The organism is Desulfatiglans anilini DSM 4660 (assembly GCF_000422285.1).
Taxonomy (GTDB): domain Bacteria; phylum Desulfobacterota; class DSM-4660; order Desulfatiglandales; family Desulfatiglandaceae; genus Desulfatiglans; species Desulfatiglans anilini.
On the sequence record NZ_AULM01000031.1, the window covers coordinates 19,048 to 43,048 of the forward strand.

Genomic DNA, 24,001 nt, shown 5'->3' on the forward strand with positions numbered 1-24,001 from the left:
ATCCTCGATCGAAAAGACTATCCTCACTGGGCCTCCTGCTGAAAAGGATTGCAAGGAAGTGTGCGGAACTCCTTTCGCTGCGTATCTTTATCGCAAAATACCCGAGGAGCGTGCCGAAAGGATCCATTGTTCTTTTCCCCTTGCAGGACGGTATCCTTTGCTGTGGTCTGGCTGGCCTGATCGCTCTGAAACCGAGGGAATTCCCTCGACTGGATCTCGATCCAATCTTGAAAGGTTTTGAAAATATCGAAAAGGGGAGCCTCTCCCACTCAGGCCGGAACGGGGGGAAAATTACTCCGGACTACCTGGGCGGAGACGCATTCCTTTCCGATCTCTACCGGCAGGTGAAGGACTTGACCCTCAGCATCCCCTTCAGTCGAATCTTTCTCGAAACAGAGAAGCAAGGGGTCCTCGCTCAATGGGTCTGTCGTCTTTCGAGGGTCATCTGCACAGAAGGCCAACGCTGTTCCGACCTGATGGGCCGACTCAACACCGATGATATGGACATGATGGTGCGCCGTATCGAATGGCTCCGAGACATTTCCTGGTGTCTCGAAAAGGAACTCCTTCGGAACGTAGCCAATGTAAAATATCTTTTGAACACCATTGAGAATCCGTCATTTCAAACGATTCGATTCTACAAGAATCTCAATACGGTTTTGAACAGCATCGATCGGCTGGAGGTGCGAGGACGGGACTCTGCTGGAATCTCCTTTATGATCTATCTTCAAAGCGAGGATTTTCTTGAGTTGAAACGGTGGATCGGTGAAATGGATGGCAGCAGGGAGTTCGAAAAACGGACTTCCGGCGATGTTCTCAGAAATGGAGACATCACCATCGGCAGCCCTTCAGCGGATCTGATCGGAGTGGCTTTTACTTACAAAGTCGCTGCAGAGGTAGGCAGACTGGGAGACAATGTCAGGTCCCTGAGGGAATCCATCCGAAACGATCGGATCCTCCAGCAGATCGCGCCTTTCGAACATCGGCACTGCTCCATCTCATCCCATACCAGATGGGCGTCCGTTGGATCGATCACGGAACCCAACTGCCATCCGGTCGACAGCCGCACCACCGGCCCGAACAGCTGTCAGCATCGGATCATCCATGCCTGCTTGAACGGTGATATCGATAATTACCAGGAGCTCTTGAAATCCTATCAAAATCAAATACATCCGGAGCTGACGACGGACACCAAGATCATCCCCCTCCAGGTCCACAAATACATTCAGGCCGGCCATGATGTGGCAGAAGCATTTCGCAGGACCGTGAACGATTTTGAAGGGTCCCACGCCATAGCGATGCACACGGACTTGGCGCCGGGGACCGTCTTTTTGGCCCAGAAGGGAGGAGGACAATCCCTCTTTGTCGGCATAGGAGAAGAATGCATCATGCCCGCATCCGAGGTATACGGATTCGTTGAAGAAACCGCGCAATACTATCGCATGCAGGGGCAGAAGGAAGGGCAAATCTGTGTCATTCGTCAAGAAGCGGACAATGAGTGGCCGTCGGTCGTCGATTTCTTTCATTACGAAGGAACCCCTGTGACCGTTACGGAAAGCCGACTCCGAACAACAAAGATACGCTCCAGAGACATTGATCGGCAGCATTTTCCGCACTATTTCCTGAAGGAGATCTTCGAATCTCCCTCCTCGGTCGAGAGAACTCTTGCCAATCGCTGGCGGATTCTCGAAGAGCCGGGGAAATTATATGGAATTGCACCGGTCAAAGAAGTAATCCCGCCCTCTCTGAAGGAGGGAATGCGCCAAAAACAGATCCGCCGCATTTTCTTCATCGGACAGGGCACAGCGGGCGTCGCCGCCCAGGCCTGCGCTGAAATCACGGACCACTATCTCCTTCCTCTAGGCCTGCAGGTCTGCTCTTACAAGTCCAGCGAACTCAGCGGCTTTAGAATGGAAGAAACGACAGGGGAATGCGGGATGTCCGACACCTGCGTGGTAGCCGTCACCCAATCGGGAACGACGACGGACACCATCCTCGCCGTCGATATGGCGAGGAGCAGGGGCGCCTGTACGCTCGCAATCGTCAACCGCAGGGACTCGGAGATCTGCTTCAAGGTGGATGGCGTCCTTTACACGAGCAGCGGGCGTGATATCGAGATGTCCGTTGCTTCCACCAAAGCCTTCTACAGTCAGATCATCGCCGGCGCGCTGCTTGGGCTCGCCCTCGCGGAAATCGGCGATTGCCGGGATCGCACCTTCATCTCTGAGGAGATCAAGCGCTTGATCGAGATCCCCGAGCACATGCAGACCATCCTGAAGATGGCGCCCAAGATCGAGGCCTCGGCACGCCGTCTTGCCGCGAGCAGGACGTATTGGGCCGCCGTCGGAAGCGGGCCCAACAAGGCGTCAGCAGATGAGATCCGAATCAAACTGAGCGAACTCTGTTACAAAACCATCTCATCGGATTACGTCGAAGACAAGAAACACATCGACCTCTCTTCCGAGCCTCTGATCTTTGTCTGCACCGCCGGCACCAACGGCAAGGTCATCGGCGACATCATCAAGGACACCGCCATTTTCAGGGCCCACAACGCCCTGCCGATCGTTATCGCCAACGAAGGGGAGGACCGCTTCGAACCCTATGCCGAGGATATCTTTCATGTGCCGGCGATCAAACAGCACCTGTCCCCCATCGTCAACACCCTCGTCGGCCACCTGTGGGGGTACTACGCAGCCCTGACGATCAACGATATCAGCAACCTGCTCTTTGACTTCAGGGAGAGTCTGCGCAATCGAATCGAAGCCTATTCCGCCAAGGGGCTGGACGTCTATGAAATCCTGCTCGAAGACACCTTCAGGGAGGAGATCATAAAGTTCTACCATCAGTTCCGCGCACTGAAGGCAAGCAAACGGATTCCCGCGGTCATCGGCCTCCGACCGGCCTCCGACCTGATTCTCCTTCTAAAATACCTGGCCGGAAGGCTGCCCGCTTCTGACTTCGAACTGGATTTCGGCGTAAAGGGGACGGCAACCCATATCCTGAACAAACTCTTTTCCTGCCTGGACAGCTGCATTAACGGCCTGGCACGGCCGATCGACGCCATCAAGCACCAGGCCAAGACCGTCACGGTCGGCACCAGCCGAATCAGCGAACACGACAGGGCGAAAGGCCTTTTCTTCGACCGCTTGGGGGCCCAGGGATTCGACGTCGCGCAACTTTCGAACCGCAACGTGATCCTTTTGAGAAATCTGCAGTCGGTGATTTCGGCGATCAAAGGCTCGATCCTCTATCGCATCGATCATCTGAACCTTCTGGGTGAACCCGTCGACGAAACGACGATCAGCGTGCTCAGCAAAGACGGCGCGCTGAAGGATATTCCCTCCCGTGTCGAACAGGACAGTCGTCTTGTGGGGACCAAAAAGATCGTCGTACAAAACGGACACGTTCTCGTTGGTAAAGGCCGTCGAGACAAGCGGAAATTTGTTGTAGTTCCGATCATGTCACACAACCGGCATGTCCCCCGTGTTATTCAATACCTGTTTCTGATGAACGTCGCGTTCAACAAGGAGGTTCCCCTCGAGAAAAAGATCAGTGCGTTGGGGGATAAATTCCATCAGATAAAAAACACTGTACAGGAAAGTACGGTTGTGTGGAACGACAATATGATCGACAGCATTGATATCGACAAACTATTTGTCGAATCATATGAGATGATTGCAGACTTGATCATCAGGAAATACAATGGCATTAGAAATGACAAATATATTAAAATGGAGGCCGATTCGATTAACCCCCACTATTACGGAAGCTTGGAACCATCATTCGTATAACAGCTTTATTCTTATACGCTTCGACATCATTCTTTGCGTTTTCCGTCCTGATTTTTTATCCGACATTTTTCCTGTATCCCATCAGCTGAATTTCTGAAACATAAACCAAAACCTACGAAAGGATTCAGGATGACATCCAAAGATTCAAGATGTGTGCTCGTGACTGGAGTTGCGGGATTTATCGGCTTTCATCTCGCCCTCAGGCTGCTGGAACAAGGTGACACGGTCATCGGAATCGACAATCTGAACGAATACTATGACATTCAAATAAAATACGATCGCCTCAAACAGCTGACCAAGCAATCCTCCCGGTTTGTGTTCCACCGGATCGACCTGAAAGATCCCATCCTCTTGCGGACGGTGTTCGCCCGCCAGCGCTTCGATGTCGTCGTTCACCTCGCAGCTCAGGCAGGGGTGCGATACTCCCTCTCAAACCCCGGCGCCTATATCGAAAGCAACATCGCCGGCTTCCTGAACATCCTCGAAGCCTGTCGTCATCAAGGCGTGCCCCATCTGGTCTTCGCCTCATCGAGCTCGGTATACGGAGCCAACACGGGCATGCCGTTTTCCGTCCACCAGAATGTGGACCACCCCGTCTCCCTTTACGCAGCCAGCAAGAAGTCCAATGAACTGATGGCCCACAGCTATGCCCATCTGTTTGGACTTCCCTGTACGGGGTTGCGGTTTTTCACGGTGTATGGCCCTTGGGGCCGGCCCGACATGGCCCTTTTCCTTTTCACCAAGGCGATTTTGGCCGGAGAGCCCATCCGCGTCTATAACTATGGGAGGATGCAAAGGGATTTCACCTACATCGATGACATCATCGAAGGCGTTGTCAGGGTCATGGAGCGCCCGCCGAAGGGCGATCCGGCCTGGTCAGGCGACAGACCGGACCCGGGTACGAGTTACGCCCCGTTCAGGGTCTACAATATCGGCAATGGCCAACCGGTCCCCCTCCTAGCCTTCATCGCGGTGATCGAAAAGTCGCTCGGTCTGGAGGCCGTCAAGGAGTATCTGCCGCTGCAGGCAGGAGACGTACCCGCCACCTATGCTGACATCAGCGACCTCCAACGCGATTTCGATTATCTGCCCCCTACGACCGTCGAAGAAGGCGTCCCCAGGTTTATTCGATGGTATCTGGATTACTACGGTTCAAAACAGAGCCTCCAGCCAGCCGACGAAGCCAATCGGGCAACCCTGAAACCATCGATTAGAATGGCTGCTATATAACCTGGATTCCGTCCGGCAATGGTCCTTTTGCCCAAACTCTGCCTAGACCTAAGCGCTTGTTTATACCCCGCACTACCCCGTGCGCTGGCAACCTCTCCCGCCGATCCGCCCCGAGGCGATATGTACAACAAACTAAAAAGGCTCTTTAGCGAATCCTCAGTCTACACCCTCGGCAACATCCTCATGCGCTCCTTCTCGATCATTACGATGCCCGTCTTTACACGGTGCATGTCGACTCAAGAATATGGAGTGCTTTCGATAGTCAGAACTGTCCGCGACCTTCTCGCAGTCATTTACGAAGTCGGTACCCCCGCGTCCTCCATGCGGTTCTACTATGACTGCAAGACGCATGAAGAGCGCGAGTTGCTCTTTTCGACGCTGTTTTTCCTGACCACGAGCTTCGGCATCTGCGTATCTCTTCCGCTTCTTATTCTGGGAGCCCCGCTGTGGGAATATTTCATCGAGGACATCCCCTTTCGTCCCTACGGCATCCTGACACTCATCACGGTCCTCCTAGCGGCCATCGGCATCCTGCCAAGGACCCTGTTCAGAGCGGAGGGGAAGGCCAAGCGCTTCGTGATGCTCAATCTGGCGCAAATGACTCTGATCGTGAGTCTTTCCCTCCTCTTTGTCATGGTATACCGCATGGAGGCGCTGGGCCCCATCCTCGGGGCATGCATTGCATCCGCCATCCTCTATGTCGTTTACCTCTACTATCTCTACCCCTATCTCCGCTTTCGGTTTTCATGGACGCTGATGAAGAAAGCCCTGCTCTTCGGTTTGCCGGACAGCCCTGTAAGGCTCGGGAACTGGGCGCTCAAGATGGCCAATCAACTGATCCTTCAACGTTACGTCGCGCTGGCCATGGTGGGAGTTTACGCAGTAGGCTACGCGATCGGCAGCATCCTTTTCGAACTCGTCATCAACGGCATTCATTGGGCAGTGCTCCCTTTCTACTATCAAACAGCGACAGATGAAAATGAGGAGGAGGCAAAGAAAATATTCGCTTATGTAACTACATACAATTTTGCACTGATTCTCTTGCTTGCTTTAGCAACCATTATGATGGGTAAAGAATTGCTCTTTATATTTGGATCAAGTAGATACATAACCGCCTTACCAATCGTTCATATCATTGCATTATCATCAGTTCTTCAATTTCTTTTTTTTATTCCAAGCAGAAGTTTTTATTTGATGAAAAAAACCGTTTATCTAATTCCATTGCTTTTAATAACAACAACCGTGAATATCGTATTATGTCTATTTCTCATTCCACATCATGGGATCATAGGCGCTGCATGGGCGACTATGATAGCCTATGGATTGCGTACTGTCCTTGCATGGTTCATAAGTCAGGCCTTATACCCCATAAATTATCAATATACGAGAATGATGAAAAATGTCATAGCGTTTGGAATTGTCATTTTTATATGGTCGCGCCTCCCGGAGATAAGCCTTTTTTTTCGCATTATTATTAATTTTGCACTTATGACGCTTTATCCCCTGTCTTTATTTTTGATGAAATTTTTCGAGAAGGAAGAAATGGAACATATCAAATGGCAAATATACAGTCTTTTCAAGGAATTTAGATTTATATATAAAAACAATTGCTAGAACAAATTTTTCTTGGTTGCTACAAGTTGGTTTGTTTATTGTTTGGCAAAACATGTCGATCTAATCCATCAAAAACCAGATTGAACAAAACACTATTTATTCGGAGGACGTAATGAAAAGAAATTTTATCAGGTACTTGGTTATCGGTGTGTTAGCGATCTCTTGTGTTTTCGGCATGCTTCTCTTTGGCATGCAAGGAGCAAACGCTTCAGTCGCCTGCGTCGACGACGTTGAAGGACCGAACCTGGCCATAACGGCTCCAACCTCCGAAAGTCATTTTACGACATCTTCCCCGAGCGTAGATCTCTCCGGTTATGCCTTCGAACCATGTGGCATCGTCATGATCAGCTGGTCAACCAATTCATCCCAGGGCGATATTGCCGCGGGCTCGACATCGGACTGGATGAACTGGGCATGGCACGCCAACGGTATCCCCTTGGAGGAAGGGGAAAATCTTGTCATGATCTATGGGGTGGACGCCCGCGGAAATGAAAGTAGCATGACCCTGCTGGTAACTTACACTCCTCCCTCCCCTCCACCGGAGCCACCTCCGGGTGAATACTCCGACATGGAAAACAGAAAAGCCAAATTCACGTTCTATTTCCAAGGGTATGATAATTATGACCGAGGGAGCGACGTGTCGTACCTGGAAAAAGGTCCTGATGGAATATTCAGTATGCCTTTCAACGAAGATGTCACGGTTTCGATCGAATTCGGAGACCCCGATCTCCCGAAATTTTCCCAAACAATTCCCGCTGGAACTGTTGAGGGTACCACCAAGTATCGCTACGTTTCGGGTGGTCCTGGCATTCGTGAACTTATATTCATGGATGCAACTTCGACTTCTGTCTATTTTTATGTCTTCCTTGATAAATGGAACTTTTTCCCAGATTTGAAAGCTTCCATGTCTAATGAGCAATATATCGCTCTTTGTAAAAGCATTACAAATTTCACAATAACTGTTCAAATAGGTTCTGAGAAATTATACAGAGGGACGTCGCCTCTTTCTCAGGTCAATTACACCACATCAAAGCTTGAATTGGCATTTAACAGATAAATCAATCCTGGATTATCTAATTCCACAACTAGACAATTTCCGTCCGGAAATGGTTTTTTTTGCCAATCTCTGCATCAATCTGCACGTTTGCTTGTGCAGCGACCTGCTGGGCTCCTCCGCGCAAAGAATTGATTCCCTTGATATTGCCACAACCGGGACCAGCCGCGAAACGGTGCACCTGAGCAGGCGCAGCGTGTGAACAAAAATCCTCATTTCCGGATTGGAAACTGGGCTCTACAGGGACATCATTTCAGGATGGTTCTAGAGAGGATTCGACAATGGCAAAACTGATTTTACTGTGCCGACGCCACGGTCTGGAAAGAACGTCGTTCTCCGAAGAAGCGGCTATATTGGCAAAACGATTAATGCCCGACAATTTTACACCCTCCTCCCTGAAAATCATCCATCAGGCCGGCGTGCATATCGCAATTTTCAACCCGAATAATCTGATACAAATCCAGGACGGCAGTGTTGCCATGGGTTACCTGTTCGAAGCTGATCATGAGTGGGGCAGACCCGGAAAGGACATCCCAGACGGTTCGATGGCTTTGTTTCGCTCCTCGCACGAGGCCGTCGAATTGGCAACGGACCTGATGGGTTCACGCGCAATCTGGTATACCAAGACACCCTCCCTTTTCATCGCCTCTACTTCGCAGAGGGCCATTGTACACTTCCTCGGCTCCTTCGAGCCCAACGAAGAAGCACATGCCTGGATGCTATCTTCCGGCACTATCGGCCCAGGAATATCATGGGACCGTCGCATCAAAGCGCTCCCACTCAACAGCCGCCTGTATCTAGACAGGTTATCCTGGCGCACGAACCTGACATCGGGAGAAACCACATTTTCGCCACAAAATCGTCCACAATCGATGCTTCTTCAGGAATTACAAAATATTATCGAAAACGCCCTTGACCGGATAAAAATCGATCCGCAAGACTGGGTCCTTCCTCTGTCAGGGGGTTATGACAGCCGCATGCTTCTGCTCCAGTTCCACCGTAACTACAAAAATCTTCGCTGTGTGACCTGGGGTAAATCCAATGCCCAACAACACCGGTGGACCGATGCTGCGGTGGCCACAAATCTTTGCAAGGTGTTAAATGTAAACCATACCTATTTTGACACCGAAATCTCTGAAGAAGGCTTCAGTACCGTATTCGAACGATTCCTCACAGCTGGAGAAGGCAGAATCGACCAGTTCGAGCCATACTTGGATGGTTTCGAACTCTGGCGACAGCTATCCTCAAGAAACGTAAAAGGTATCATCAGAGGTGATGAGTGCTTTGGAAGCCGCACCCTGTATTCTGAACTGGACTTCAGAAAATTCTGCCTGGCAACCATGCTGAGTGACTATGATGATTTAAAAAATATGGGGCTAACAGATTCGTATACCCAGAAATGGCCAAGCAGTTTGAATCGAAGGGCATCTGAAACCTTGGAGATGTGGCGTGACCGGTTGTATACGGACTATCTCTTCCCAGTTTGGCTTTCCGCTCTGAACGAATTGAAGCAGCCCTACGTCGAGATCATGACTCCTCTCATATCACGCGAGATCATACACTTTGTCAGACGCCTGCCGGATAACCTTCGGACCGAGAAAACACTCTTTCGGGCCGCTGTCACGTCATGTTCTCCAAATGTCCCGTTCGCAAAATACCCAGCTATAGATCTCGGACGAAGCTATCTAAAACGGAAGGACGTATTGGAATTCATGCACGATCTCCTCCATTCGACGCATTGTCGGGGAATATTCCCGCCCGTTCTGATTGAAGCTGCAATTTGGCATTTGCATAACAATGGCTCAAAACCAATCACCCAGAAATTCCCTCTGACTCGTAAACTCCGTCCCTTCTTGCATCCACGCGTGGTAAAAGCCATACAAAAAACACTCAACCTACGAGAGAGAGTGGATTATTTCGACCTAGCATTACGCTGCTGCATCATCGACGCTATGACGCGACACATGGAAGAGGACGCAAAGGTATTCGATACCTCCGCCGAATACTCTTCCTCTCCACATAAAGCATTGCAGCCATTGCTTTATCCCATTAGAGAGCACAGTCAAACCGCCTTCGCAAGTCAATAAATGCAACCCTCTTACAGAAAAGTTCGCAAATGCGTAGGTGAAATCATCTGCAACCCGAAAATCCAAAAAAGCGACATGTCACACATAATGCGATTAATATATCGATACCCAATAAACATTTCACTTACTGAACTCACCAGAAACACACCAAATAGCTATCAAAAGGCAAGAATATGAGCTTTTTATGTGGATTTACGGATGCACAATACGATTTGTCCATACCGGCAAAAAAATTCATTCTAGATGGCATGACAAAACCATTACGGAATCATCCGGACCAAAAGCCATTCACCTATGTCACAAAGGACATCGCCATTGCTTTTTTTCCACATAGACAAGAACCCCCTGATACAGCCAACTCCAAACGTGAACTTGAAAGCCACTCTATCCTTCCACACCTGGATGGAAAAATCTTCAACATCGATGATTTAAAAGAGCAGCTTGGCTTCAACGATATTGTCCAAAACGATTATGCCTATCACAATATACTTAAAGCATTATACATCAAACATGGCGCACAGTATGCGCAGTATTTAGACGGAGAATTTCGAAGTTTAATTTGGGATTCACAAAACAAATCACTTTTGTTGACAACAGATATGCTTGGATTAAAATCAACATATTATTATAGCAGTAAAAATCATTTCATTTTTTCATCTGAAATAAAATCGATCATTGTATCCCGCTTATTTGTGCCAGAAATAAGCTATGCAGGTATCAATGATTTTCCTACATTTGGCTATGTACCGCATCCTGAAACAATGTTCAAAAATATAATGCAAATTGAACCAGGCACAACTATCAAAGTACAACAAAATCAAATTCGGAAGCACAATTACTGGTTATTCACCTTTAAAACGGAGGATATTCATTCTGAAAATCATTATATAAGTAGATTTTGCTCTCTATTGACGAATTCACTTAAAAAAAGAACAAAATATAATAACCGAATATGCGCTTACTTAAGTGGCGGTGTCGATTCCAGCGGTATATGTTCGCTCCTGAGCACGAGATTCAATGTCGCATTCAAGGCGATTACGATGGGATTTACAGAGCCGTCTTTCAATGAAATTCCTTATGCAGGTCTCATTGCAAAAGAATACGCAATGGACTGGATTTCAAAAACCATACAGCCTGAAGATATCCAGCCCCTTTTCGAAAAAATGACTTATCATTTTGACTCCCCGTTTAAAGATTCCTCTGTCTTCCCATCGTATTTTGCCGCAAAAACAGCGGCCGATTATTCCGATATTGTATTGACTGGAGATGGACCTGATCAGTTGATGCTTGGAAGTGATCAACATAAAAATTTCCAACTGGCAATGCATAACGATAATCTATTAAAAAAATTTACAAGAAAAATTGGCGTTAAAAAAATATTTGAAAAAATGCCGATTTCCACCTCAAATGATAATTACTTGGATAAAATAAAAAGAAAAATCTATTCAACGTCGATTCCTTTTGAAGAAAAATTTTACAGCAATAACATTATAAGTTTGCTATTAAAGCGGCATTTATATACAGAAGAATTTTTTTCTATACACAATGCGTTCAATCCATATCGCAATATTATTTTTAAGATGGAAAAAGTCAGGGATCGCTCCGCAATAGAACAATATCTTTTTTATGACATTTATTTTTACTTACATGACGATCTCATACCAAAGACTGCAGGAGCTTGTTCGTCAAACGCCATCACCCCTTCTTTCCCATATCTCGATAAGTATTTGTTGATATTTTATCAAACAATTCCTATTAAATATCGAATTAATAATTTAGAAACAAAATATCTAATGAAGAAGGCATTTTCTGGCATGGTTCCCGATGAAATACTCAACAGGCGGAAGAAAGGTTTTTCAATACCCAAGGACCAGTGGTATATATCTCAGCTGAAAGATTTTATCTGCGACATTCTTTATGACAATAAAACCCTGAACCGCAATTATTTTGATAAAAAAAATATCAGAAATATACTGGAAATGTATTTTTCCGGCCGATCGTCATTTTATTCCTGTTCAAGCACGCTGATAAACTCTTTGGTTACCCTTGAAATCTGGCACCGTATTTTTTTTTAAAATTCAAAACTTATTTATATTAGCATATTGTTGCATTTATATACTACTTATAGTTTGTATAAATTTGTTCTACTATAATATATATACATTTTTGATAATTGTTTATTAATGTCGATCTGAAAATGTACTATTAAATTTTTGTTCCGCATACTATCCAATTCCCATTAATCCACAATTATCTTTTTAGCCCTTGTCAAACCAATACCACTAATCTTTTTTGAACCGTTTACGGCATCCCCACAGGGATTCCTCGTAAAAGGGAAGGCCCTGCTTCTTTCTAATAGGGCCCGCTTATAAATTGCACCTGCTTGAAAGGAGGTGAACTCATTAAACTTTTGGTTTTTTTATTCATGAGCATTTTTGTTCAACCCTATTTATTCTATATCAGGGAGGAAAATCATGAAGGTAAATCAAGCAAGATCGACGGACTTCTTGAAGGGGACCCGGCAAAATGTCTTTCGGGGTCTGCTCGCCCTCTTGACGCTAGCCGTCCTCCTCGGGTTTATACCCTCCATCTCTCAGGCGGCTGAGTATAAGCTGGAAGATTTCATGATCCTGGTGGACGATCAACTGATCATCAGGGGCGCAGCGGACGTAAATGCCTATACGGGCGCAGGCAGAAGGACGGATCTTGGCAGCCGCTATTTCGCCGAGATCGGAGGCAAGGCCCGATGCCGCATCCCTGTCGGGGCTCCAACCGTGGCCGATGTGGCAGTGATTGCACCCAATATCCGTCTGGGGAACTTCGCGGCAGTGAGTCACATCATTTACGATGCCGCAACAGGTTCCTATTTAGATGTTGCAACGGCAGGCAGGATCGGTCCGGACCTGCTCGAAATTGACATGGGAAACAACTCGTTGAACGACACCGGCTTCAAGGATCTGCCAGCCTTTCCCGCTTTTCCAGGTGCCATTGTTCCTGGGCTCGTGGACGTCGTGATTCCATCCGGCGGCAGTCAGGTCGTCCCTCCTGGAGCCTATCGCGACTTGTTCGTCGGCTTCAAGGGCAAGGTCTATCTCCAGTCTGGTGTCTACACCTTCAGGCGCATCATTTTTTATCCGTCCGGGGAATACAACGTCTTTTTTGAAAACAACACGGAAGTGAGAGTGAAGGAGTTCGTTACCTTCTCGGAATACGGCAATGTCAATCCAACCATGGCGACCGACGTCATTCTGTATGTCGAAGGTGCGGACGGATCATACGGAGGCGCAAACAAGAATCCTGTCGGCGTGTATGGCGAACCGGCGGCCTTCTACTATGCCGGCGACGGCCACTTCTGCCTCTGTTTCGTGTACGTTCCGAACGGAACGATCGGCCTGCGCGGGAAAAGCCAGCCACCACACGTCACCCAGTGGTTTGGACTGTCGTTCCTGGAGGTCTCCACCCTGCGCATTTCCCTGAACCAATCCACCGAAACCTGCTATGTGCGGCCGGGCATCGAATGCGCGTGCATCACGGATTTCATCTTGAAATCGGATGGAACACTGCAGGTCAAGGGTGTCAATTTCAGTGAAGAAACCGTGGAGAGACTCGCGATCTTCACCCCGAACGCACCCCTGGTCGCAGGGGGTGTCACCAGCGGGAACACGGCCTCCGATCAACTGCAGGCGAACCTGACTTTCGTCAGCCTCGACCGCTTCGACACGCAGAACAGCGTCGTGGCAGCCCTCAACGCCGCCGGATACGTGTCCGGAGATGAATTCCTGCTGGGGATCATTTATCCCATCGACCTGAAGACCGGCAACATCGGCGGTTACTGCATCTTCACCGACAAAACGCTGGCCCTTCCCTAGGCCATGGACAGACAACCGGCAGCCTCTCGACCGGACTGCCGGTTGCGTAACGAGCAGCGGAACGGAGAGCCGCTTATCCCCCTCCCGCACCGCGCAGTCCTGAAGGCGGTGCGGGAGGGGAGGGTGGCTCTCTTCACTCATGGGACAAACGTTATGCTGAGAATAATCGGCAGAGACGGGTCCAGCTCAAAGCAAGGAATCATTCGGCAGCGGTCGCTCCCGGCATCCTCTGCAAAAAGGGCCAATGCATTGCCGCTCCGCCAGTCTGGTGCGTTCACGATCTCCTGGACAATCGCGCAAAGGTTTGCGCTCCCGTTGTATGCGTTCTGCTCCCAAGCGCCCGGCTCATGGAGAACCTCCGCCATCGTCTTCGGCCTTGCACTCAGGCCGTGCGGAGCGCTCGTGAACGGGTCGGAGTGTGCGCTCATCTCACCGGTGTACCTGATCCTGATGGGGTTGGTCCCATAAAGACGGCAGGGAATCTGCAGAAACGCCTCCCGGATCACCGCCCCGGGCGGCAGGGGAACCGATGCAAACCGGAAGCCGTTGATCCACCCCTGGCCTATATACATCGTTTTCCCGATTGTCGAGACAGCGCCGTTATAGGTTTTTTCCCCGGCATCGTCCGAACCCGTCCCGATCTCTACCTGGATCGTCTGAGGTTCTCCCTCGGGCACCGGCTCCGAAAACACCTCGATCAGCCTTGGGGTTTCATTTCCTGCAGCGTCATCGGCACATACCACAATGGTGTTCAAACCCTCCTGAAGAGGAATGGCGTCGATGCGCCAGTGCGTCGTCCCATCGGCTAGGCCCGAGACCCCCTTGTCCGTCGACCAGTGCACGCGGGTGACGCCCACGTTATCCCAGGCCGTCCCGGAAACATCGATCTGCAGCAGGTGGGTCACCAGAGGTCCGAGCATAACCGGATCCGTGATGTGAATCTGCGGCGGCACATCGTCTTCAGGCAGAGCAGTCATTCGGTACGTCACTGTCAGAAGCGCCCCTTGCGCGGGGTCCTGCTCGAATGCGGCAACCCGCCTGTAGGCGTTACTGCCCCGATCGGAGATGAAAAGATTCATCCCCGAACCCTCTCGCCAGCCCGGCCGCTGAACGATCTCCTGTACAACACTCTGCAGATCCGGGCTCTCATTGTATGCCCCGTTGACCCACACACCCGGCCGGTCGGCGATCGAAGCCAAGGTCTTCGGCCGGCCGCTCAAGTCCCTGGAAACCGCCGAAAAGGCAGAGGCGTCATCCGCGGCCTCCCCCTGGTAGAGGAGGTCCACGCTGCGATCCCCATATCCCCAGCAATACATTTTCAATTTGGCCGAAACGATGCTTGCGCCTAAGGGGATCGGAAGCCGATCGAAATGAAAAGCGTTGATATAACCCGCACCAACATATTGCCTTCCGAATGTCGGCAAAGTCATCCCGTTATAGGTCTTTTCGAGTGAATCCATATACCGATCCGCCACCTGCACTTCGATGGTCCGCAAAACGGAGGGATCGGGTTCATAGACAATCAGGATGATCGCTTTCCCCTGATTGTTTGCGGTGTCCCACGCAGTGACCGTTATCTGGTTTTCGCCCTCCTGAAGCTGCATGGCCGGGATGGACCAGTTCGCTCCACCCTCTGCCGGCCCTGAGCCTCCCCGGTCATTCTGCCAGGTGACATAGGCGATGCCTGAATCGTCGGACGCCCTGCCTGCGATCGTCACCGGGCTTTCTGCGCTGCGACAACTCGGTTCGGAGGTTGGAGAGAGGATCTCGACCATGGGCGGGGTCTTGTCCGAGGGATCACCCGGACACACCGCAAGCGCTTGGAAGAGATTCAAATTTCCAAAATTGCGGTGAAGGGTGGGCCAGCAGGAACCATCGAACTGGAGTCGATCCGAAAACGCCTCGAGGATCTCCGCCGCCTCGCCATATGTAAGGTTCGGATTTTGGGCAAAAAGCCGGGCTGCAGCCGCCGCCACAAAAGGCGTCGCCATGGAGGTCCCGCTCCAGGATCCATAGCCTCCCCCCGGCAACGTGGAAAAGATGCTCACCCCCGGCGCGGAGATCGTCACATATTCGCCGTAATTGGAAAAGCTAGCCCTGCAATCCCGCTGATCGTTCGCTGCAACAGCCATCACCCCATCCGAATAAAGCGACCAGAAAGCGGGGAAATTCGCTTCGGTGCTGTTGCTGTTGCCTGCTGCCGCCACCAGGAGTTTCCCCTTGTCAACGGCATAATCGACCGCATCGTGAAAAATCACGGTCCCCATGTACGTGCCGAGGCTCAAGTTGATGACGCGCACCTCGGGCCGGTCGGCGGCATCATAGATGGCCTGAATCACGTTCCAGGTGGAACCCGAACCATCACTCCCGAGAGCCTTGTAGGCGAGAATCCTCACGCTGTCGATGACTCCAGCGCTTCCCTCTCCGTTGTCCGCCGCAGCGGCGATAATACCACTGACATGTGTCCCATGGCCGTGGTCATCCATAGGATCGGCATCCCCGTTATGGAAATCATAGCCGGGGATCACTCTCCCTGCCAGTTCCGGATGCCTGTAATCGACGCCCGTGTCGATGACCGCCACCACAGGCCCCTCCCCTCTCCAGTAAGCCACTTGATCCGCTTCGATATCGGTATACCCCCAGGTAAGATAGGGATCGTTCGGGATCGCGGCCGCAAAAGCTCCGCCGCCCATCGAGCCGCCATCCAGGATCGCATCCGGCGCCGGGTCCGGGATAGAGACCGGAGCGTTCGGTTCGACACGAATGAAACCGGAAAATCGGTTCAAGGCCTGGAGAAACCGTTCCTGAAGGATGCCGGGATGCCTTTGGATGAGGAGTAAATGCGGCCTATTGGGCATAACCGCTTTGAGTCGGCCGCCAGCCCCTTCGGCGAGCGCTCGGGGATCCAGATTCTTGGCGTTGTGGTCGGGCTGAAGGGATACGATGAACTCATCGAATCCTTGAGCAGCGGCGGACGAACTGAACAGATGCAGTCCGGGCCATAAAAGAACGGTGACAAGAGAAAGGATCAGCCAAAAAACATGTTCGCCTTTGCTGCGGTAAGACATACCTCTGCACCTCCTGATGGTTTATTCCCAGAATACAGACGAAATGATGGAATAGACCACAGGATGTCCTACCAAAGCATTTCGTCCGAGCAACCCCGCTACCGGAACCGCTTCCCGATGCGAACGATGGAGTGGCACAAGCGGCTGACTGCCCGGACTGCATCCCCAAGAGAGGCGCCCCGCATCTCAACCGCCGACCCATGATCACCCAGAAGCGCTGTTCTGCGGCCGGTGGCTTTGCGTCCCATCCTTATCGGAATGGTTTGCCTTTTTCGAACGGCCCTTCATCGCTTTCTCACATCGCGTTCCCCTCCTGTCTTGACGTTGCGAACATTCCCGAAGCGTTGCCCGGGCGGAACCAACGAATGTGATGCTCTACAGATCTTCCGGCGACAGCCGGGAATATAAAATAGAGAGCAAAGCCCGTCAAGCAATAAAATGCCATTAACCATCTATTCATACCGATCTAGGTGAAATTATCCGGTCAAGGATGAAGTCTATTGGCAATTTTTTCATAATAATAGAAATATGCGCCAACTCATATTAACGCGTACTAAAATAATCAGAAAGAGTTTTAATAGCATACAAACTTATTTAAGCAATACTACACTCTATGCAATATGGATATGTACTGCATGTTTTACAGATAAATTATTATATAATAAAGGAATTGGTGGAGGCGATGAAAGAAAATGATAAAATTCAATTTGTAGAGAAAAGAGCATTCCAGCGCTTTTTACTCGACAAAGATGTCTATTCTTTCACACACGCTGGCAAAATACTTGGCCTGATCAAGGATATCAGTACAGGTGGCATGACTGTTCAGTACGTCGTTCTGAATGAGCGCCAACCGATAGATACCCTCTTTGATCTTGTCGACATCTTTATGATAGGCGGTCATTTCGTCGTTCGAGACACTCCGTGCAGAATAATCTACGATCGGCGCTGCCCCAGAGAAGATCATTCATTCGGGCTGGTGGAAACGCGACGTATGGGCATTCAGTTTGGTCGCCTTTCAGCGGACCGCCAGGCCGCCATCAAGACCCTCATCGAAACATGCGCCCTGAGAGTTGCCCCGGAGAATACCGGGCCGGAATTGGCTTAACAAGCCGCGGAAAAAAACATCCGCTGCGTTATCCCCAACCCGCCCCCCTGCGTTGCATCCATAAGAGGTTATTATTCCAAGTGATTTTGCAAGCCTTTCACGTGGCCGTTTTTCAAAGGCCTGCATGCATGCAATTTTCCGTTCAGGATGCCTCTTTCAGAGTCTACCCTCCCCGACTGTTGCAAATCCCCATACAACCTCAATCGAGGAAATGGGGAAGCGGCGGGAAGACGCCGCTTCGGATATTGATCACGATCTCCTTATCATACGGATCGAGCGGCAGGGCTCCAGCCTGATCCAACACAGCTGAAAACGCCGCCTCTGCTGTTTGAGTGGTAACTGGAGGTACGTCCAGGGGCGCCGACAGTCGGGAGAGGTCCAACTCCTGAGGAGGCAGGATATTTCCGTCAATCCAGGCAGCCGAAGCCGCATCGAAATACCAGATTGCGGCATGCCCCCTTGTACTGTTCGGAGCGAGCCGGTAAACGTTATTAACGATGTTGGCTCGTGCACCCATGGCCAGTAGTGTTCCGTAGCTTCCCCATTGGTACATAACATTATTACGCAAATCGAAAACACCTTCATTCAATGAGGGAAGTCTTGCACCGCTATTGTAGAACAAATTGTGATGCAGAGTGATATTGGTTGTCCCGTTATATTTAACGAGGCTTTGTTTCCACGTATTTGCGAGAATACACCACGAAACAGTTATATCCTTGCTTGCACCGTAGCTATAACCGGTAATGTCCAGATTGCCGTCGCCTGAATCAGCGATAGAACAATGATCTATGATCATATTACAGCATGAATTAATCTGGACACAATCAAAAGGGAAACTGGATTTTCTGACCCGCAATCCTCTAAGAATGATATTTTCAGAACCAATGACGTAAAGTGTCATATCCGAGAAAACGACTCCAGACCCCAATCCATCAAGGGTAACATTCTGCAACTGGTCCAGGTGGATATCTGAATGATAGCTCCAATCACCCGAAAGCCGGATGGATGCATTTCCACCCGCTGAACAGGTGGCACTGAGGATGGCCTCCAATTCCGATGGACTGCTGGCCGTGAATTCCTCATGTCCCCACCCACCGGTCGTTGCAGCGCCGAACCCCTCAGCAAATCCTTCATAGGCGGGCTCCTGCATCACGACGATATCGACGGTATCCGAGGAAAGTGCGCCATCCGCGAAAAGAACCTCTACGTGTACGGTATACGCGCCTTCCATTTCGTACCGGTGCACGGGTTCAGATTCCGCTGACGTACTTCCGTCTCCGAAATCCCATGCAAAGGAAACAACGGGATCGGAATAAAAGGAAACAGCCCGAAAATGGACATTTTCCCCTGGCACCACCGCCTGTGGCTCCGCAACAGCTGTCACCGAATCCTCCCCCGGAAGGTGGTATTGAACGTACAGTGCAGCCGCCTCTGATGGATCCCCTTCAAAAGCTCGCAGGCTGCGGTAGGAGGAACTTCCGTTGTCATACACAAGAATGCTGATGGGATTGCCCTCCTGCCATCCCGGCAATTCGATCACGCTCTGCAGCAACTGCCTCAGGTTCGGGCTTGCGTTGTACACGCCCGATTGCCAGACGGGGCTGCGGTCCAGCACCGATTCGCTGGTGTAAAGCCTTGAACTGAGATCTAACGACCTCCAGCCGAAGGCCTCGGAATAGGCTGAACGCTCGGCGACGTATTTGAGACTTACGTCGTTCTCCACACCGGATGCGCAGGCCATCAGAAGGTGGGCCTTTTCTACCGCCGCGTTGGGAGGAATCGGACAATTCAGAAACCGGAAGCCGGCCGTCTGATCCTTTCCGATTAAAATTACGCTGTTACTTGACACAACGGCCCCGTTGTAAGTCTTTTCGAAGGCATCGTTCTCTCCGGCCGTCACAGAAAGAAAAGCCTCCTGTAGAAGGCCGTCCGGAGGGATATACGTGATGTGGCGCGAAGCGGTCCCGCAATTGCCGGACCCGTCCCAAGCCCGTACCGTAATCGAGTTTGCGCCTTCGACCAAGGGCACGTCCAGGATGGACCATTCACCTGTACCGGTTGCGGCCGCCTTGTATCCGGAGCGGGTCTCACATTCGACCTTTGTCACGAGGATGTTGTCCCAGGCCGTACCTTCGAGATCGATCCAGGGTTCCGATCTTTTCGTATCGGCAGGAGGCGTGAGGATGCTCACATCGGGGGGCACGGTGTCGTTCGAAGGGTCGGAAGGATCGTAAAGATAGTGAACGACGAGTTCAGCCGCATGGGCCGTGACGTAATCGATATGGTCCACCTTGCGAATACCTTCACTACCGTGGTCCTCGACGATAAGGGAAAGAGCGCCTCCCTGGACCCACCCCGGGCGGGAAATAATCTCCTGCACGATATCAGACAGTTCGGGACTCGCGCTGAAATCATAATGGTTCCAAGCCCCCGGCGTATCGATCACTGCTGCGCTCGTGCGTTTCCGACCACTGAGGCCATGAGGCGCGGTGTCAAACGGCATCGAGTCATCAGACGCATCGCCCGTATACCGGAGCGTGATCGAACGCGTCTCATACCCGGAGGCATATTGAAACAATTGGGCGGATTCGATGATCGCGTTCCTGGGAATTTGAACCTCGTCAAATCGATAGGCAAGCAGATAGTTTTTCCCCGCGTAGGTGTATTTCTTGTTTGTGGCGACAAAGCCGCTATCGAGTGATTCGACGGCATCATCCAACGATGCCGCCACCCGGCACCTGGCAACGATTTCATTTTCCTGTGCCGCGGTCAAAGACGTCGGAAGGCAGACGCTCAGTAACAGGAGCACACACGCAGAAATGGCCCAGCGGTGCAGAAGATCACTGCTTTTCCTCGTTTCTCTCTGAAGTACCATCATCAATCACCTCCAAAAGGAACGCCCATCAGGAAAGAAGCCCCGGTCGGGAACGCAATGAAATCGAAAAAACATTTCCTGCTAGACATAATCATTCTACCAAAGGCATTCTTAAATCAAATATGCAACGCAATATAAAAAAAATTACATTAACACAACAAAACTTTCATATATTTACAGTTACATACAAATCAAATTTCAGTAACTTTGATAATAAAACATGACATAATGCCATACATGTATTCTACATTAAGCAATATCTCTTTGGCATGATTCTTTTCATATTATAAGACATTTGTCAATCACTAATATTACATCATGATTTTTTTTCTTCGTCTGACAAATTATGTAAAAATATTAATGGTAATTATGCTGAGTCCGTAAATCTTCAACGTTTTCCGAAAAAGCAACTTGATTATGCTGAGTGCATGATTGAAAGAAGGAATTCGGCCAAAACTTTCCGACATAACTCCTATCATATATCGCCCTTAACTTCTCGAACGATTCCAACACGGAAATCATTTATCCTACTCGAACAGTCTGCAGCTCCATCAGGTCGTCCATAAAGGGGATTCCAACCTGGGTTGAGCCGGTCAGTCAAAATCGATTCCCGGATGGACCTGCTGAATGCTGACAGTTCATTCGTTTCCATCCGAAAATGCTTTTTCGCCAATCTCGACATCAATCTGTACGTTTGCTTGTGCGGCGACCAACAGGTCATCTCAGCTCAACCACCTGATTTCCTGGATATTCGCAAAAGCTCCTCATTTCCGGATTGGAAACGGGGTTGCACCAGAAAACCATTTCCTGATGAAATCTCATTTAAGACAGGTATTCAATAATTCTAAAAACCATTGCTTAGTGGGGAAATATCATGAAAAGCTTGCATGGAGGATTAAGTTTTAATAAAATATTGCAGAAATTTCTCTATTCAGACCTTGCCGATCAATCAGGCTTACGTCCCAAAACCCTTGTTGCATACCGCGATACCCTCAGGATATTTCTGGAATTCATGGAAGCGCGCTATTCCAAGGACGCATCCGATCTGACCCCGGCCGATCTGAGCGCCTCTGTTGTCATTGAATTCCTGAAATATCTCGAGACGGTTCGCGGCAATGTCCCGAAAACGATCAACATCCGCCTGGCGGCTCTGCGCTCGTTCATGGCATTCGCCGCTGCCCATGACCCCAAGGCCCGTCTCATCCTGAAAGACCTGCAGACAATTCCAGTAAAGCGCCTGAAAAAACCCGAAATGAGCTGCCTATCCCACGAAGAAGTTCTGGCGATCATACAGGCCCCCAATCCATCCACTTGGTCGGGAGCAAGAGATCGCGCGATGCTTGCAACTCTTTACAACTGCGGTGCCCGGGTATCGGAGATCGTTTTGCTGCGGCGATCCGACGTCTACTTGAACGGCTCTGGAAGCATCCGGTTGCACGGAGGGGGACTGAAGGAAAGAAGGATTCCACTTTGGTCGATGACTCGGCATCATATTCTCGAATGGTTGGGAACAGCGCGCATAGGGAGCGACGCCCCTTTGTTCCCGAACCGGAAGGGCCAAATATTGACTCGCTCCGGTGTCGAGGACCGTTTGCGCAAGGCAGTGACGGCAGCCGCCACGCGGATGACCTCCCTCACGTGCAGAGCGGTTTCCCCTGAGATGATCAGACGCACGACAGCCGTCCATCTTCTCAAGACAGGCGTCTCTCCGGGCGCCATGGCTATCTGGCTAGGCCTTTCGACCAGCGCAAGTGTCCGCAAATACACCGAAGCTGCAGCAGCAGTCCAGGGTGACAGTCTCCTCGATCTCCCTGAAATCCAAGGGAAATTTTCATCTCACTTTCGCTATCAGGACCTGCCCGCTTTCTAGGTTCGTTTCCATCCGGGAATGGTCTTTCGGGACCATCTCGGCGTCCATCTGCACGTTTGCTGGTGCGCTGACCAACAGGCCGCTTCAGCACAAACGCTTGGTTTTCTAATATGGCTCAAGCCGGGCCTTACTCCAAAGGGGTGGGACTAAGCAAGCGGAGGGTGTATACAAACCGGGAACCGCCCAGCAGGGGCGGGACCACGCGCGTGCAGCGTGTGACGAAAAATCCTCCTTTCCGGATGGGAAGCGGGGGTCCGCCGGGATGTCATTTCCGAATGGGTTCTTGATGATGCAGAGCGCTTCTGATTGCGCGCAGCTGTTCTAATAATTTCTTTGACATATTCTGTAAAAACGGATATATGATCTGGCTCAGTAATCGATATTCCACTCCCATACCCAACTTCTAGACATACCGCTATCATGAGGAAAGCTCATCATTCTGAACTTTTTGAACCTCACCTTAGCTCCGATATAGAGAACCGCTGTTTTCACATCGTGTTCTGGAGTGCGTAATCCCCCGCTTTTTCAAAAGCGAAGTCTACCTCTCACGGAGGATTCTGCTACGAGGATGGATAAGGTGTTTCTCCCTCGGCTGCCTTTGCGTCCGGAGACTTCTTTCGCGCGTTCTCTAGTTGTATACTAAAAAATCCCTTGTGAGCAGGCTGTTAAAAACGGCTGGATGCAAGGCTTGCGAAATTCCGTGTAATCATGAACCCTTATCGGGTGCTGGCCTTACACGGGATAAGCGTAGCCATTTCGATAGGCGTTTTTCATCAGCCTGTTGCACGGGCCACGGCGGCAACCGGTGGAATCCCGGCCCGGCAATTCGCCCTATCTCCTCCTGTTCGCTAGGGTTCGCTCAAAAACGCACCAGGCTGAAAGACATTTTCCATCCTAGGCAAACAGCCGATCCCGTTCTGAAGGACGAGAGTCCCTCAGCATTCGCGCCGATCGGCTGGCCCCGATTGGAAATTCGATGCAGCTTCGAAGCTATCCGGTCTGCTCCCGTTAAATTCACCGGATTCGCGCAGCAGAAATCTATAGATAGAGCTCCCTGGACATAATTACAAGTGAGGAACGCTATGTTTATTAACGCCGGTCAAAAAATGGACAGACATAGCCGGTAGAAAACTGGCCAAAATGAGCGGCTGAAAAACCGGCATTGCAGGTTCTTCCTTCTTTCCTGTATGTAAAACCTGTCTTTTCTTCCTGGATCTGCTTCTTTCTCTTCTTTATTTCGTCTTTTTGTGTAATCTCGAAAGATTAGGCTCACAAGTGTTATGGTTGTCATCCACGGGGAGGACGACCATGAACGAGACTATTCGATGCCTCCATTGCGGATCTGTTTTCGAGCGCAATCCGCGCATCAAGACCCAACGCTACTGCGCCCGGAAGGAATGCCAGCGTGCCCGGAAGCGCCAGTGGCAGCGTGAAAAAC

General features: G+C 50.3%; 11 protein-coding genes and 1 riboswitch. Of the genes, 9 read left to right on the forward strand and 2 right to left on the reverse strand.

Going from position 1 to position 24,001, the window contains the following annotated elements; genetic code table 11:
- Window positions 1–227: 227 nt before the first annotated feature.
- The 7 genes from H567_RS25560 to H567_RS0116690 all read left to right on the forward strand — a co-directional run bounded on the left by H567_RS25560 (window position 228) and on the right by H567_RS0116690 (window position 13,645).
- The gene (locus H567_RS25560; protein WP_161626646.1) at window positions 228–3,791 is read left to right on the forward strand and encodes an SIS domain-containing protein; all 3,564 of its coding nucleotides are present in this window, start codon (window positions 228–230) and stop codon (window positions 3,789–3,791) included.
- A gap of 129 nt (window positions 3,792–3,920) precedes the next feature.
- Window positions 3,921–5,021: an NAD-dependent epimerase gene (locus H567_RS25565; protein WP_084517457.1), complete on the forward strand. Its 1,101-nt coding sequence runs from the start codon at window positions 3,921–3,923 to the stop codon at window positions 5,019–5,021.
- Between the two features lie 120 nt (window positions 5,022–5,141).
- Window positions 5,142–6,635: a lipopolysaccharide biosynthesis protein gene (locus tag H567_RS0116670; protein WP_028322263.1), complete on the forward strand. Its 1,494-nt coding sequence runs from the start codon at window positions 5,142–5,144 to the stop codon at window positions 6,633–6,635.
- A gap of 112 nt (window positions 6,636–6,747) precedes the next feature.
- The gene (locus H567_RS0116675) at window positions 6,748–7,692 is read left to right on the forward strand and encodes a hypothetical protein (RefSeq protein ID WP_028322264.1); all 945 of its coding nucleotides are present in this window, start codon (window positions 6,748–6,750) and stop codon (window positions 7,690–7,692) included.
- Between the two features lie 278 nt (window positions 7,693–7,970).
- Window positions 7,971–9,776, forward strand: a complete 1,806-nt coding sequence (locus tag H567_RS25570) for a hypothetical protein (RefSeq protein ID WP_051185054.1) — start codon at window positions 7,971–7,973, stop codon at window positions 9,774–9,776.
- Between the two features lie 173 nt (window positions 9,777–9,949).
- Window positions 9,950–11,851: an asparagine synthetase B family protein gene (locus tag H567_RS27980; protein ID WP_084517461.1), complete on the forward strand. Its 1,902-nt coding sequence runs from the start codon at window positions 9,950–9,952 to the stop codon at window positions 11,849–11,851.
- Window positions 11,852–12,250: 399 nt separating this feature from the next.
- Window positions 12,251–13,645, forward strand: coding sequence for a hypothetical protein (locus tag H567_RS0116690; RefSeq protein WP_028322266.1), 1,395 nt, complete (start codon window positions 12,251–12,253; stop codon window positions 13,643–13,645).
- Window positions 13,646–13,782: 137 nt separating this feature from the next.
- On the opposite strand, the gene H567_RS27410 is transcribed toward H567_RS0116690, so the two are convergent.
- Window positions 13,783–16,713: a S8 family serine peptidase gene (locus tag H567_RS27410; RefSeq protein ID WP_051185055.1), complete on the reverse strand. Its 2,931-nt coding sequence runs from the start codon at window positions 16,711–16,713 to the stop codon at window positions 13,783–13,785.
- A 220-nt stretch (window positions 16,714–16,933) separates the two neighbouring features.
- Window positions 16,934–16,991, reverse strand: a riboswitch (cyclic di-GMP riboswitch).
- Between the two features lie 404 nt (window positions 16,992–17,395).
- On the opposite strand from H567_RS27410, the gene H567_RS0116700 reads away from it, so the two are divergent.
- Window positions 17,396–17,818 (forward strand): PilZ domain-containing protein, encoded by a 423-nt coding sequence (locus tag H567_RS0116700; protein WP_028322267.1) that lies wholly within the window; start codon window positions 17,396–17,398, stop codon window positions 17,816–17,818.
- 199 nt (window positions 17,819–18,017) lie between these two features.
- Here H567_RS0116700 and H567_RS29905 read toward each other — a convergent pair whose 3' ends face one another.
- On the reverse strand, window positions 18,018–20,696 hold the full coding sequence (locus tag H567_RS29905; RefSeq protein ID WP_028322268.1) for a PKD domain-containing protein: 2,679 nt from the start codon (window positions 20,694–20,696) through the stop codon (window positions 18,018–18,020).
- An 871-nt stretch (window positions 20,697–21,567) separates the two neighbouring features.
- Here H567_RS29905 and H567_RS0116710 point away from each other — a divergent pair.
- Entirely contained in the window at window positions 21,568–22,563 is a 996-nt protein-coding gene (locus H567_RS0116710) for a tyrosine-type recombinase/integrase (protein ID WP_028322269.1), read from the forward strand.
- Window positions 22,564–24,001 lie beyond the last annotated feature (1,438 nt).